General features: G+C 61.3%; 11 protein-coding genes. All 11 read left to right on the top strand.

The genetic code is table 11. From position 1 onward, the window contains the following. Window positions 1-244 precede the first annotated feature (244 nt). The 11 genes from L810_RS15090 (at window position 245) to L810_RS15050 (ending at window position 13,675) form a co-directional block, all read left to right on the top strand. Window positions 245-715, top strand: a complete 471-nt coding sequence (locus L810_RS15090) for a universal stress protein (RefSeq protein WP_021159153.1) — start codon at window positions 245-247, stop codon at window positions 713-715. Between the two features lie 373 nt (window positions 716-1,088). After that, entirely contained in the window at window positions 1,089-1,595 is a 507-nt protein-coding gene (locus tag L810_RS15085; RefSeq protein ID WP_021159152.1) for a cupin domain-containing protein, read from the top strand. Window positions 1,596-1,780: 185 nt separating this feature from the next. Continuing rightward, complete coding sequence (locus L810_RS15080; RefSeq protein ID WP_021159151.1) at window positions 1,781-2,806, top strand: DedA family protein/thiosulfate sulfurtransferase GlpE; 1,026 nt, start codon at window positions 1,781-1,783, stop codon at window positions 2,804-2,806. A gap of 544 nt (window positions 2,807-3,350) precedes the next feature. After that, a complete protein-coding gene (locus L810_RS15075; RefSeq protein ID WP_021159150.1) occupies window positions 3,351-6,203 on the top strand; it encodes a type VI secretion system Vgr family protein in 2,853 nt (950 codons plus the stop codon). 25 nt (window positions 6,204-6,228) lie between these two features. Then, window positions 6,229-7,491: a VRR-NUC domain-containing protein gene (locus L810_RS15070; RefSeq protein WP_021159149.1), complete on the top strand. Its 1,263-nt coding sequence runs from the start codon at window positions 6,229-6,231 to the stop codon at window positions 7,489-7,491. Between the two features lie 38 nt (window positions 7,492-7,529). Next, entirely contained in the window at window positions 7,530-8,873 is a 1,344-nt protein-coding gene (locus L810_RS15065; protein WP_042974840.1) for a type VI immunity family protein, read from the top strand. Window positions 8,874-8,900: 27 nt separating this feature from the next. Beyond that, window positions 8,901-9,470: a hypothetical protein gene (locus L810_RS47270; protein WP_155836276.1), complete on the top strand. Its 570-nt coding sequence runs from the start codon at window positions 8,901-8,903 to the stop codon at window positions 9,468-9,470. A gap of 156 nt (window positions 9,471-9,626) precedes the next feature. Next, window positions 9,627-9,914, top strand: a complete 288-nt coding sequence (locus tag L810_RS15060) for a PAAR domain-containing protein (RefSeq protein ID WP_042974839.1) — start codon at window positions 9,627-9,629, stop codon at window positions 9,912-9,914. An 81-nt stretch (window positions 9,915-9,995) separates the two neighbouring features. Then, window positions 9,996-10,667, top strand: a complete 672-nt coding sequence (locus L810_RS49765) for a GNAT family N-acetyltransferase (RefSeq protein ID WP_081712859.1) — start codon at window positions 9,996-9,998, stop codon at window positions 10,665-10,667. A 480-nt stretch (window positions 10,668-11,147) separates the two neighbouring features. Then, window positions 11,148-12,530 carry an amino acid permease gene (locus L810_RS15055; RefSeq protein WP_021159145.1) on the top strand — a complete coding sequence of 461 codons (1,383 nt, stop codon included), beginning with the start codon at window positions 11,148-11,150 and terminating at the stop codon, window positions 12,528-12,530. Between the two features lie 209 nt (window positions 12,531-12,739). Continuing rightward, complete coding sequence (locus L810_RS15050; RefSeq protein ID WP_021159144.1) at window positions 12,740-13,675, top strand: universal stress protein; 936 nt, start codon at window positions 12,740-12,742, stop codon at window positions 13,673-13,675. The last annotated feature ends 728 nt before the right edge of the window (window positions 13,676-14,403 follow it).

Raw genomic sequence — 14,403 nt, 5'->3', positions numbered from 1 at the left:
TGCACGCAACGTCTATTTTCAAGATGAAATTGTGCGCGATTTACACGTTTTTTGTAATGGGGTCACTAGAATTTGCGGCAACCGGCGTGAAGCAGCGGGCGCGCCGGCCGCACTTGACGCGCATCAACGGGCGCGTCGGCACGTGGGGCAGACTGTTCGGCAGGCCACCCGGCACCGGGCCGGGTGGCGATAACGGGCCGCTGTCGCGCAACGCGCGAGGCGTGCCCGGTCGGAGGGACGGACCATGTACAAGCGGATTTTCGTCGGGCTTGACGGCAGCCCGAGCGCGCGTCTCGCGCTGAACGAGGCGATCCGGATCGCGGCGGCGTCAGGCGGCGAAGTCACCTGCGCGTATGTCGTCGAGCACCGGCCGCAGCTCGTCGACGTCGATGCGGGTTTCGCGGCCGAGCGCGACGGCGATGCGGCCGCGACCGATGCCGCGACGCCGGTGCTCGACGCTGCGAAAGCGGTGCTCGCCCAGGAGCATGTGCCGGGCACCGTGCGCGCGCTCGACGCCTACGGCGAGGATGTCGCCACCGTGCTGATGCGCACGGCGGCCGAAACCGATGCCGACCTGATCGTGATGGGCACGAGCGGGCGGCACGGCCTGCGCAGGCTGCTGCTCGGCAGCGTTGCCGAATCGCTGCTGCGCGCGGCCGACCGGCCCGTGCTGCTGGTGCGGCACAGCGAGCCCGGCGCGCCGTCGGCTGCGTGACGTCCGCGGGCGCGGCGCTGACGCATGGGCGGCGGCGGTCGCGCGGATTCGCCGGATGACGGCCTGGCGAAACGGAAAAGCACGACGCGCCGGCCGACGCTCGGCACGTGAACGCGGCCACCGTTTCTGTCGCACCGGCCACCGGCCGGGCGAGGGCGGTACTCCCGGTGCGCCCCATGGGCGCAATCGCGTGCCCATGGTTGCATCCCGATGCGCAGTTCTGGCAGCATCGGCCGGTGTCCGCTTGTTCGCCGCGCGCATGGCCGCGGCGTTCGACCCAGCGGCATCCGGCGGCATGCGGTCGCGTTCGCGACGGGCGAAGCGATCCGGTGCGCCGGGTGTCCGGTTCCTTACCTAACCGACGTCATCCGCCATGCCGATTTCCGCTACCGACCTGATTCGCCAGTTCGACCTGCAGCCGCACCCCGAGGGCGGCTATTTCCGCGAAACCTACCGTGCGACCGATTCGGTCGTGCGACCTGCCGACGGCGCGCCGCGCGCCGCGTCGACGGCGATCTACTACCTGTTGTGCGACGGCGCTTACTCGTCGTGGCATCGGATCCGTTCCGACGAAGTCTGGCATTTCTATGCGGGCGATCCGATCGAGGTATGGGTGCTCGACGAGCGCGACGGCTTGACGATCCACCGGCTGGGCAACCCGCTTACGCATCCGGGCACCGTGTTCCAGGCGGTCGTGCGGGCCGGGAGCTGGTTCGGCGCGCGCTGCGCGGCGCCGGAGCACGTCGCGCTCGTCGGCTGCACGGTGGCGCCGGGTTTCGAGTTCGCGGAATTCGAACTGGCCGACGCAGCCGCGCTGGCCGCCGCGTTTCCCGACTACGCGGAACACGTCGCGCAGCTTGCGCAGCGCCCGGACGCTTGAGCGCGACGGCGGTGCCGGCAACCTCCCGAAGCCCGCGCCGAAGGCGCGGGTTCCGCGCGATCGCGGCCAAACCCGTTTAGAATGCCCGTCATGCACTGGTTGGCTGCGGACGTGCCGCGGCGGCCGCTGCCCAGCCGGTCCGACGGCCCTCGTCGCGCGGCCGCATGTCTTCCAGGAGCGCCGCCGTGTGGCACTTTCCCATCGCTATTCCATCGTCGCTCGGCCCGTGGGCCGTGTTTGCGAGCGTGTTGATCACGCAGCTCGGCGTGCCGGTGCCGGCCGTGCCGATGCTGATTCTCGGCGGCACGATGGCGGCAATGGGGCAGGCATCCTGGGTCAGCATGTTCGCGGCGGCGATCGGCGCGACGATGCTGGCCGATTCGCTGTGGTTCTTCATGGGCCGCACGCGCGGCCGGCGCCTGCTGAACGGCCTCGTGCGCTTCTCGCTGTCGCTCGACACCACGCTGCGTTTCGCGCGTAACGTATTCGAAAGATACGGTGCGCCGCTGCTCGTGCTGTCCAAGTTCCTGCCGGGCCTCGGCCTCGTGTCGGCGCCGCTGCTCGGCACGACCGCGATCGGTGTCGGCGTGTTCCTGTTCTGGGACCTGGCCGGCGCGTCGCTGTGGGCCGCGTTCTGGCTGGTCGGCGGGGCGGCCATTCACGACCAGATCGTCCAGTTCGTGCTGTGGGTGCGCGCGAGCGGCGGCACGATCCTCGACGCGTTCCTCGCGATCTTCATCACGTTCCTGCTGTACCGCTGGGTGCGCCGCGTGCAGTTCCGCCGTTATCTCGCACAGGTGCGCATCTCGCCGCCGCAGCTCGTCGAGATGATGACGTCGGACGAGCCGCCGCTGATTTTCGACGCACGGCCGAAGGCGATTCGCGAGCGCGAACCGTACCGGATCGCCGGCGCGGTGCCGGTCGATCTCGATTCGCCGGACCTGCTCGACCCCGAATTGCTGAAACGGCCGATCGTCGTCTATTGCGTGTGTCCGAACGAAGCCACCGCGAAGCGCCTGATCGCGAAGATGCAGCGCAAGAAGATGATCCACAACATTCGCGCGCTGAAGGGCGGCCTCGATGCGTGGGAAAAGCACGGCTACCCGGTCGAGCCGATGCCGGCCGATCTCGACGCGTCGCGTTATTTCGTGCGGCCGGAACACGGGGCGCTCGAAGGCGAATATACGGTGCGCGCGACGCTGTCGAAGTGACGCCCAGAGGGGCCGTTGGTGACGAAGAAAGCGTGCCCAATTTCGGGTGGGCGGTAAGCTGACCTGCGGCGCTCAGAGGTCCCAATCCGAAAGCCAAACTCGTCTGGTTGCGAGATGTATTGGCATACGACATTCGCGTTCAGCGGGTTGCAAGGGCGCTATCTCAAGAAGAGTTTGGTTTCGCCGCCGGGCTGGATCGGACCTCTATCCATCAGGTTAAAAGAAACGTATCGGTCGACCATGTCGAACGAATTGCGATAGCGCTGGAAATCGATCCGGCCCCATTGTTTTGCCGCCCCTTAGGGACGGAGTCCCTACCTCCTTTGGCACGCTTGGTAACAATTGGCGATGCCTCCCGACAAGGTCGAGTGACGCATGCATGCGCGCGCCGCTTCCGGCGGCCGTGCGTAAGTGCGTGTCGAGTCGGCAACTATTCCTCAGTCTTTAACTACAATCGTGCCCGAACGACCTGACGTCGCCGCCGGCTGACTGTCTTTGCGTTGTTCCACTGACGGTAGCGAACCTGAGAGAAGGACGACAAAAAATGGCGCTTAGACGACCCGCGCCCAGGGATCTGAAGAATCGCGACCTGTACGAGGCCGTTCATCGCGGGTTGTTGCAGCACGACCGGCTGTTGATGCTGGATACACCACTCGGCAAGAACGCGTTGACCCCGCTGCGGGCACGCGGATCGTCCGGGATGGGCGGTGACTACCATTGGACAATCGACGTTGCGTCGCTGCGTGACGATACGGCGCTGCTGTCGCTGATGCATCAGCCCGTCACCCTGTGGATTCAACAGCGTACGGCACTGTATGCAGATTCGGTCTATCGACCCGTGCACGGTTTCGTGCATCAGGTTGGATATTTGGGCGGTGACGGTAGCGTATCAACGTACCAGCTTGAATTTTCATCCGCGCTGATTTTCCTGAGCAAGACCCGCAACGATGAAGGCTGGCTCGAAAAGGACGCGCGCGAAATCATTTCCGACGTGTTCAACCGCTATTCGCAGTTGCAGGGGCGGTTCCGGTTCGACCTGACGCGCGAACCTGCGGTGCGCTCATGGTGCCGTCAGAGCGAATCCGATCTTCATTTCGTGTACCGCCTTCTCGAAGATGAGGGCATGTATCTTCGTTGGGTCCACGAACCGACGAAGGAAGGCGAGCCGCCGAAAACAACGCTTGTTATCGTGGACCGCGTATCGTCGATGCCGGAAGCAAAATCGGCCGAATATTATCGCGGGAACAGTGATCACGAGGCGGACGGGTTCACTCAGTGGGCGGTCATGCAGACCATGCAGAGCCTGAGTTATATGTCGCGTGCGTTCGACTATAAGCGCCCGACATCCCATTTCCAGACGGAAAGTGCCCTGCAATCCACGACATATGTAATGGACGGCGGGCGGCAGTCGGAATCGCGCAGCATCCCTGCTGCACCGATGACGATTTATCAGCCGACGGCGTACGGCTATCCGGATTCAGACAGCGGCGAAGGCCGTGCCCGTCGTCGTGTTGAAGAGTGGGATTCGCGTGCGCGTCGCTATTTCGGAGTCGGCGGTCTGCGATGGCTCGATGCCGGATCGCGATTCACGTTGGACAATCATCCGCGTCACCCCGAAAGCGATCCCAAGAAGCGGGAATTCCTCGTCATTGAGGTGCGTTGGTTCATCGAAAACAACGTGTCGATTGGTCAACAGGCGACGGAATATCCGCGCAGTCTGCGCGCAACGCTGGCCGAGCAGCAGGCAGCACATGGGACGCGCTTCAAGACACCAGAGCACCCGCAGGACGGGACGGCCGGGTTTTTCGTCATCGAGGTTGAGGCACAAGAGGCGAGTGTCGAATATCGCAGCCCGCTCGCGCATTCCAAGCCGAACATGACCATCGAGCATGCGATCGTCGTGACGCAGCAAGGATCGGAAGCGTGGACGAACGAGCGGAACCAGGTACGTGTGCATTTCGCATGGGACCGCAAGAACCCGGACGGCACCTTCGCATCGTCGCCGCTACTATCGACCATGCAGGCCGATACAGGCAACGGCTACGGCTCGGTGCACGTGCCACGGGCCGGTGAATGGGTTTTGGTCGCCTATTGGGCAAACGATTGCGACAAACCGTTCATTTTGGGGCGCGTCAACGGCGGCGCGACACCTTCTCCGTGGCATTCGAATGTGCTGCTGTCGGGATTCCAGTCGCAGGGGTTCGGAGGTACGGGCGCGTTCAATTCGTTCGTCCACGACGACGCCACGAATCAAAGCGGTACACGGCTCGTCAGCTACACGGGCAGCAGCTACGCATCGATCGCGCAGGGATACTTGATTCAGCAGAGCGGAAACACGCGCGGGCGATATCTCGGTTCGGGATTGCTGTTGCACGCCGACCATTACGCATCTGTGCGCGGCAGCCGGGGCGTGTCGATCAGCGCCCATCCCGTGTCGCGTGACAGTGATCAACTCGATGTTGACGAAGCGCGTGAACAGCTTACACGCTCAAAAGACCTGCTCGGCAGTATTTCGGACGCAAGTGAACAGCATCAGGCCGAGAGCCTGAAACTCGGTGTCGATGCGCTGACGAAGTTCACCGACGCAACGAAGCAAGCGGCATCCGGCGAATCATCCGGAGGTCGGACGGCAGGCGGTGGCACGGGTAACGCCAACTCCTTCGCTGAGCCGCTGTTGCTGCTCGGCAGTCCGGCCGGTATCGGCCTGTCCACGCATCAGTCGCTACACGCGAGTGCCGACCAACAGGCGAACTGGATCAGCGGCCAGGATTCATATTTCGCTGCGGGCGGATCGATGCACGCGGCCGCGATTGATCACCTGAGCCTGTTTGCGCGTAATCAAGGCATCAAAGCCGTGGCGGGCAAAGGCAAGGTCGAAATACTGGCGCGGGACGGCGATCTTGAAATGATCGCGCAGCAGCTTGTGAAACTGTTGTCGGTGGCCGGCCGGATGGAAATCGCAGCCGATCAGGAGCTAGTCCTGTACTGCGGCGGTGCGACGATCCGCATCAAAGGCGGCAACGTCTCGATACACGCACCGGGCAATGTTGACTTCAAGGGCGCGTCATTCAGCTTCGCGGGGCCGGTCAGTGAGTCGTACGCGATGCCGCAGTTCAAACCGTCGTATCAGGCGCAATACGTCCTCAAAAGCGAGAACGACGGCACGCCGATGATTCGACACGCCTACGAAATGAAACTGCCATCGGGACGAACCGTGCTCGGCCATACGAACGATCTAGGCGAGACAGTGCCGGTTTTTACGCCGAGTGCACAGAGTGTGAGCCTCAAGGCGTTCGAGCAAGAAAAGCAGGATGTCGAGCCGTGGAAGTATGCAGGTGGTGGAGAGCCTGATATTTGGGCCGATTACCTGAAGGGTGACCCTGACGAGCGCACGTGAGTGCCGACGATACTTGGAGAACAAAATGGGCGGATCACTTCAACCGGCAGGCGCGTGCGAGACGATCAAAGAGCGCGTACCTGAGTACGCATATTTGCCGCCGGGAACCAAGGGATATTTGCAGGAAAAGGTCGAGAAAGCACTGAAAACGGCGAAATACGTTCCCGTCAAGTTGCGCGATGGATCGATCGTTCACCGGTTGCTCATGCAATCCGCGATGAGTGTGCCGATGATCATCGAGGAAGAGTTCAAATGGAAGTGGATATTTAAGTACAAGGCCGAAGTCAGCTTCGATATGACACCGGCAGATGCAATGATCGGTGGTATTCCTATTCCGTTCCTAAGTAACGAGAACCCCTACGGGGCGGAACGTCGCCGCAGTTTGAATCCATTTCCACCGGGGGCAACTGTCGGTCTGCTACGACGTCCTGATGTAATCATTGTTGATAAGGAAGCGATTCTTTGGCCGGGGCGTGGGACGATTGATCGCGAGGGCGGCCGCCATGTTCCGAATTTGTTGCGGCTTGTCGAAGTAAAGTTTCCGGGTGACTCCTTGGGTGAGGCTCAGCAAGAAGCCTATAAGCTGATCGCTGGTGAATACAAGAATCGCATGACCGTGATCGACGTGACCGATTGCAACGGTGAACTACAAAAGATCCCCAAGCCCGTGCCCGTTCCCGCACCGAAAACCAATGATGAGAAGGAGCGGCAGACTGTACCCATCCGCAGTGTTCCCGCTGTCCCGCACCATGTCTGGTATGAGGACTGGTGGCAAAAGGCGCACGAGTTCGGCGAAGAGGTCGAACATGCGGTCGCCCCTGTCTGGGATGCCGTTCATCGTGGATATTCATACGTGTCTGCTGAAACCAGTGCGTTCCTGCGTCAGCATGCGGCGTGGATGTTTACGGCGGGTCAGTGGGTCGCTGACAAGGCGCATAGCGCTTGGGTATGGGTTGACGAGAAAGGGCACGAAATATTCCGCTACACGGCTGCGCAACTCAAGGCCGGATGGGAGGCAATTGTGCAAATGACCGATATGACGTGGGATGTGCTCACGCATATCGATTGGGCGCAGGTCGGCGTGACGATGCTGAAGGGGGCCGCGATAGCGGTAGCCATTGTGGTCGGCGTTGCGATCGTGATCCTGTTGTTGCCTGAGTTGATTGCGATATTTGCTGCTCTGTGTGCGATTATCGCGGCTGGCGCGGAAGCTGCCGCGGGCCTTGCTGCGGCGCTTGGCGTAGTGCTTGGCGGTGGGAGTGCAGTGGCAGCGCTGGCTGCGAACTGACTGAATTTATGCCCGACTGATCAATAGACGACCCGATTATGACTTTGAGTGATCCGAAACCTGTCTTGACGCCGTTGCAGGCGCTTTCCCGCTATCAAGAAGATTTGAGCGTGCGCCTTGCCGACAACTCGATGGGTGTGTTGCCGGGTGTCATCGGTACGGTGTTCTTCGAGCGTGGTTCGCAGCCTGAGGTGCGACAGGCGATCCTCGACTGCTTCGACCGCTTCACCGAAATGTTCGGTGAGCATCTGAAGGGAGGCAAGGACACTGACCTCGGTAAGTTTACGAAGCGGAACGACAAGGGTATTGAGAAAATTCGCCGTGCGATCATCGATTCGCCGCCGCATTTGAAAGTGAGTGTTGTTTTGTCTAGTGCGATGGATCAAGACACTGCGGCTGAATATAGCATCAAGACGCTCACGGGGTCGGCACTGGCACAGGACTATGTTCATCCCAACGGGTTGCTGCGCGTGGCAAAAGGGAGGGAATCTGGATTGTCGTATCTGAAGTTCAATGTACCAATGAACTTGATGGCGACCAGTGAAGGAATTGCGCAGTACGAGGATTTTTTGAGATATATCTGCGGGAAACTCGTTGTGCGTGCTGGTTACGGTGGATTAGCACCGATACTTGCATTTAATTATAATCGGTACATGCCGCAGGAATGGGCGCTTGCGGAACGTTTCAGTGGATTGGATATTGATAGCACTGCTCACCTGCAGAAATCAGATTACGAGGCAAACTCGTATGAGGGCGATTCTCTCGAAGAAATGACGGCTCAGTATGACTACCTGCGTCCTGGTGCTAAGGTTGCTCGATGGGGTTTCATCAAAGGAGTGAGTTGGTACACGATCCTGGGCGAATTGTTCATCGAGCGCTTGGGCGGCGAAGCGGTGATTCGAGAAAAACTGGATCGCCCTGATATTCACGTCGAGCGCGCGAATGCTTGCTTGATGATCCGTGCGGGTGACTTCCCGCGCCTTGGCGCTCCTGAAGAGGGTTTGCCTGAGCCGTACGTGTTCGTGAATAGCGTCCTGCGGACACTCCGCGATCCCAAGCCTGATGCGCTGCATACCTATATTCCCGATCTTCCGAGCGCGGATGTGAAGAACGCGCGGAAGTGGGTAGCACGCTTCGATTTGCCCGATGCCCCGCCGATCCCTGAGCCGCCGACTATCGTTCCGCCGCCCGTGAATCGCGAACCGGCCCGCCAAAGTGTGCGGGGCGGCAGTACATGCCCGGAAGCGGGGTGGTGGCATACACCAGCCAAGGCCGGAAGCCGTCGCTATTTCGAAGCGGGCGAAACCATGCCGGTGATCGAAGGCAGTTCTTGGGGTACGACAAACTGGCACTGGTCACCGAGTGAGAAACAGAACGGGTAGCGTTGCATATTCGACGTCGAGGGAAGAATGACTGGTGAGATTGAAGCGATCGTCAGGAAAAATATTTCAGGTGTTTGCGATTCGTTTGTCTTGAATACGGTGTGCGTCGCGCTTCAGGACAATGGCTTTATCGAGGCTGCGGGACAGAACTTGTCCAGCGTTCGAGCAATTCATCGGGCAAGCGAGAGAATTTGCCCAGAAATTATAAAAAGAGACTTGCGATTTCAGGATTTTCTTGTTGATCGCATTATGGTTGCGAGTGTAATACCGCAGCGACACTGGCTCATCGAGGCGCTTGGAAACCTAGACTCGTGTGTTGACCGGGGGAACATTTTTAAGCATGCGATTACACCTCAAACGTCTTTGCTGACTTTAGCTTGGAGGATTCCAATGCTCCTTGCAAATGTTGCTTTCGGGATTAAAGCTAGCTATTTTCGGAAATTTACTGCTCATGGGAAGTTTGATGGGTGGGTGGAAGGGCACGTAAATACCGAGAAAATTGACGCACGCTTGATACTTGAAGAGCTATTGGCTGGTAATGATGGAGTGCCTGCGAAATACCGTCAAAGACTCGAAGAGGCTTTGAAGAGGTATTGACGTGAGTAGAGTTTCGGTCCGGAGGTTGGTTATTGGCTCGTACTCGCGGTAAGCAGGAAGTCGGTGCCAGTTCGAGAAAGGCATGAGCACCGCCTGTCATCGAACAGAGCCAGTTGGGTACGATACCTGACGAGAAATACAACACGGCTAACGATCATGACGAGATACATGATTTTCGACGGCGATCATACGACGGTGGCCGGAACGGTACAAGCTAAGGCTACGCCGTTCGCGCTCGACGGCAGGCACATCGCGCATGAGGATGACGCTGTGTTCTGCCCGGTATGCAAGACGATCGGCAAGATCAAATGCATCGGCCCGCGAATTCCGATGACCGGGCCAGATGGTCGCCGCGTAGCGCTGAGTGATGATCTGTGCGTTTGCAAGTGTCCGGCGCCGCCGTTACTCATTCCGTCGCAGCACGTCATGTCGGTGGACGTGTGAGGTAGATCGAACGCGGTTGACGGTCGATGTTGTGACGTTCAACTCCGTGCTAATGTCAACTCGCGTGTCGTTGTATTCCCGATGCAAGAAACGTTCACCGCCTCGATCATGTATCTCACCGAATCGAAAGTAGTGCCGCTATCCCGTCAGTTTCTTGAGTCATCAATCGCGTTGATTGACGCAGCGTTCTCGCGTGATCCAACGCTTGCATGGTGTCTGTCTGCTCAAACCCCGGGATTCGATGCCCGCCGGACGAATTACCTCAGAAGCTACTTGCAATATCATCACGACGCTTCGCTTCCCGTTCTCGGTGTATGGGTGCGGGATGCACTGGTTGCCGTCAGCTATTTTACGCCGGGTTCAACTACGGAAAATACATCCAGCCTTGCAGAACTAGGGCATCAGATCGCATCTGGTTGTGGCAAGCGATCCTTGCACAGAATTGACTTGCTCCGGAGGGTCGTAGAGTCAAAACTCTCATGTCACGACTGCAGTCGGATTGAATTCATCGCCGTTTCTCCACTGATGCAGGGTCACGGAATTGGCGCATCGCTCCTACGGGCTACGCTGGCATATCTCCAAGATATCGAGCCAGACAAGAATGTATTCCTTGAGACTGGCGAGGTACGAAATCTTCCGCTCTATTTGCGACACGGATTCTCCGTTCGGAAGCGGATTGGCTTTCCCGGACTAGATCAGTATCTCCTTCGGAAGGACGCGGTGTGCGGTGGTCTGGCAACGTCAAATGAGTGAAGTCCGCAACGGTTCCTTAAGAGCCTGCGTTTGCCACGAACTGATCCAGACGGACATGGGCCGTCGCGATCACGCGAGTCGGAACCCGCCACGATTTCCACGAAAATCGACTGGCGTGAAACCACTGATCCTCCATATAATCCCGCCTGCATATTGCGTGCGCATGATCGCGCACATTCGACGCGTATTCGTTCGCGCCGAAAGCGATTGATCCCGGTGCCGTCCGTTACGCGCTCAGCCGCGTCACACGGGCCGCACGGGCGTATTCCGTGAAAGGCCCGATCCGTTTTCCGGATTGTTCCGGAAGATACGGATAATCCGCGGCGATTCCCATCGGATTGACGCAGTATCCGTGTCGTTTCTTATTCGGAAAACGACGGCGGAGATTATTTCGTTTTCGGCATGCCGGGTTCGGCATGAACGGTCGCGCATTGATATCGACAATGACGGCGGCCCGTTCACGGCTGCCAGGAGACGGACTTGAAACAACCAGAAGACCAGTTGCACCGTGGGCTGGAAGAGCGGCACATCAACCTGATGGCGCTCGGCGCGACGATCGGCGTCGGCCTGTTCCTCGGCTCGGCCACCGCGATCCGCGTCGCCGGCCCGGCCATCCTGCTGACCTACCTGCTGGGCGGCATCGCGATTTTCCTGATCATGCGCGCACTCGGCGAGATGGCGATCGCCAATCCCGTCGCCGGCGCGTTCAGCCGCTACGCGCGCGACTACCTCGGGCCGCTGGCCGGCTACCTGACCGGCTGGACCTACTGGTTCGTGTGGATCGTCACCTGCATGGCGGAAATCACCGCGGTCGGCGTCTACATGCACATGTGGTTCCCCTCCGTGCCGAACTGGATCTGGGCGCTCGCGGCGCTCATGGCGATGGGCTCGGTGAACTTCATCGCGGTCAAGCTGTACGGTGAATTCGAGTTCTGGTTCGCGCTGATCAAGATCGTCACGATCGTGCTGATGATCATCGGCGGCGGGTTGATGATCGCGTTCGGCATCGGCAACGGCGGTGTCGCGATCGGCCTGTCGAACCTGTGGGCGCACGGCGGTTTCATGCCGAACGGCATCAACGGCGTGATCGCCGCGCTGCCGATCGTGATGTTCGCGTATCTGGGCGTCGAGATGCTCGGTCTCACGGCAGGCGAGGCGTGCAACCCGGAGAAGTCGCTGACGAAGGCCGTGAACTCGGTGTTCTGGCGCGTGCTGATTTTCTACATCGGCGCGCTGTTCGTGATCATGTCGCTCTATCCGTGGGACCAGATCGGCACGCAGGGCAGCCCGTTCGTGATGACGTTCTCGCGGCTCGGCATCCCGGCTGCCGCCGGCATCATCAACTTCGTCGTGCTGACCGCGGCGCTGTCGTCGTGCAACAGCGGCCTGTTCAGCACCGCGCGGATGCTCTACAACCTCGCGCAGCAAGGCCAGGCACCGGGCAAGCTCGGCAAGGTCAACCGCAACGGCGTGCCGGTGTACGGCGTGATCGTCTCGGTCGCGCTGCTGCTGATCGGCGTGCTGCTCAACTATCTCGCGCCGCAGCACGTGTTCACGTGGCTCACGTCGGTGTCGACGTTCGGCGCGATCTGGACGTGGTGCGTGATCCTGATCGCACAGATGCGCTTTCGCCGCACGCTGTCGGCCGACAAGATCGCGCGCCTGCCGATCCGCGTGCCGTTCTATCCGCTCGGTTCGTTCGTCGCACTGGGTTTTCTCGTGCTGGTCGTCGTGCTGATGGCGTTCACGCCCGACACGCGCGTCGCGCTCGTGATCGGGCCGGTGTGGATCGTGCTGCTCGGCATCGCGTACGCGCTGTTCTACGCGAACCGTTCGGCTGCATCGGTGCCGACGAAGTCGTAAGCGGCGCGGGCAGGAGCCCGTGCGACCCTTGATCGCGATCATGCACGTGCGGGCCGGACGTTCTATGCTGAACGCATCGCTTGTCCGCGCTTCGCGTGGCAACCCGCCGATCCCCGCGACCGTGGCGGCCATCCGGCCGCCGCGCGCCGCTTCCGCGCGAAGCTCCCGTCGTCGTTCCGCGACGACGCGCACGCACGGAGGCCTTCGCCATGCAGCCTGCCCAGCCCATCCCGACGCTTGCGCGGATCGCGCTGGCCGTCGATCCGACGCCCGAATCGCTGTCCGCCGCACGCTATGCGCGCACGCTGCTGCGTCCCGGCATGCGATTGCGCATCGTCTGCGCAATCGACAACCCCCGCCTCGTATTGCCCGACATCCCGCGCATCGACGCGCTGCTGACGTCCGCGCGCGAGGACATGATGCGCGAAGCGCAAGCCGTCAACGAGCGGATCGCCGCGCTGTTCGCCGATAGCGGGATCGAGGTCGAGCAGGCCATCGTCGATACGTCGGTGACGGGCGGCTCGGTGGCCGATGCACTGGTGAACGACACGTCGGAATGGCGCGCGGACGTGCTGATAGTCGGCGCGAATCCGCATCACGGGCTGCTGCGGCTCGTCGAAGGCGCGATGTCGGACACGCTGACGACACGCGCGCGCTGCGCGCTGCTGATCGTGCCGGCCGCCTATGCGCTGCCGTCGAATGGCGGCCTGCAGCGGCTGATGTTCGCGGTCGACGGCAGCGAGCCGTCGCTGCACGCGGTGCGCGTCGGGCTCGGCTTCGCGACGCCGACAACGTTGCTGTACGCGGCATACGTGATCGATCGCGCGGTTCGTCTGACGGATATCGTGCCGGTGCGCGCGCTCGAGGATGCCTATCGCGCGGAGGGCGAGGATGCACTCGCGAAGATCGGCCCGCTGTTCCATGCGACCGGGAACCCGACCAAGCGCAGTATCGTCGAAACCCGCCCGACCAGCGACGACGTGGCCCACGCACTGATGCGCGACGCCGTGCACTGGCGTGCCGAACTGCTGGTGGTCGGCACGCACGGCCGGCGCGGCATCGCCGCCTGGCTGATCGGCAGCGTCGCGCGTCGCGTGGCGCATCTCGCCCAGGTGCCCGTGCTGCTCGTGCGTGGTACCGAGTAAATCGCGCGGCGTCGAGACCGAAACCGGCCTGGTTTGATCTGCATCAGAAATGGCGCAAGTATCGCGTGAGACATTGACGGAACAACCGGCCACGCGGCCGGTCTGTCGTGCATGCACCGCGCAGCCGCGCGAGCGTCGAAGGCCGTGATCGACGGTGCGTTCACAGGCGTCACATCATTTTCCGGAGCCGCGACGTGCGATGCACGGCGCGTCATCCGGCCGAGAACTCTCTGGCACGAGGGTAGGCAGCCGTCGGCTGCCTTGGAGGACGGGCGGGGTGCATGTCACCCCGTCCGCTTTCCGCATTGGTGTTGTCGTTGGCCCCGTCTGAAGTGCATTCCCCGCAGGAATCATTGTCATTGCGACCGTGTGGAACGGCGCGTGGTGATGCGTGACGGCGCGCGGTGGCGCCGATGCGGATCGGCAAGGTCACGGCAGGCTCACCGTTGCCGCGCCGTCGTCGTAAGGGCACGGCGTGCGGCAGGCGCTGCCGACGTTGCGCGGTGAGCAGCCATTGCACGGCCCCGTGCCGTGCCGGCCGCTTGCCCGCTCAGCCGGTGCGATGCATCGACCGCAAGTCGTGTCGCCGGCCTGCGCCGCGGCGAACGCGCGGGCGCTGGCGCCCAATGTGCAGCGGCGCGCATATGCCGCATGTACGGTTGCGCAGGCGGTTTGCATGGGGCCAGCCGGGGCGCGCCTTGCGGCGTGCCTCGACCGCGGCCGGCGCG

Origin of the sequence: Burkholderia sp. AU4i (genome assembly GCF_000466765.1) — a bacterium.
Taxonomy (GTDB): domain Bacteria; phylum Pseudomonadota; class Gammaproteobacteria; order Burkholderiales; family Burkholderiaceae; genus Burkholderia; species Burkholderia cepacia.
This window is presented reverse-complemented; position numbering and strand designations above follow the sequence as displayed.

Coding starts and splice junctions, on each gene's coding strand:
- L810_RS15090 (WP_021159153.1), top strand. CDS start 245: ATGTACAAGCGGATTTTCGTCGGGCTTGACGGCAGCCCGAGCGCGCGT.
- L810_RS15085 (WP_021159152.1), top strand. CDS start 1,089: ATGCCGATTTCCGCTACCGACCTGATTCGCCAGTTCGACCTGCAGCCG.
- L810_RS15075 (WP_021159150.1), top strand. CDS start 3,351: ATGGCGCTTAGACGACCCGCGCCCAGGGATCTGAAGAATCGCGACCTG.
- L810_RS15070 (WP_021159149.1), top strand. CDS start 6,229: ATGGGCGGATCACTTCAACCGGCAGGCGCGTGCGAGACGATCAAAGAG.
- L810_RS15065 (WP_042974840.1), top strand. CDS start 7,530: ATGACTTTGAGTGATCCGAAACCTGTCTTGACGCCGTTGCAGGCGCTT.
- L810_RS47270 (WP_155836276.1), top strand. CDS start 8,901: ATGACTGGTGAGATTGAAGCGATCGTCAGGAAAAATATTTCAGGTGTT.
- L810_RS15060 (WP_042974839.1), top strand. CDS start 9,627: ATGACGAGATACATGATTTTCGACGGCGATCATACGACGGTGGCCGGA.
- L810_RS49765 (WP_081712859.1), top strand. CDS start 9,996: ATGCAAGAAACGTTCACCGCCTCGATCATGTATCTCACCGAATCGAAA.
- L810_RS15050 (WP_021159144.1), top strand. CDS start 12,740: ATGCAGCCTGCCCAGCCCATCCCGACGCTTGCGCGGATCGCGCTGGCC.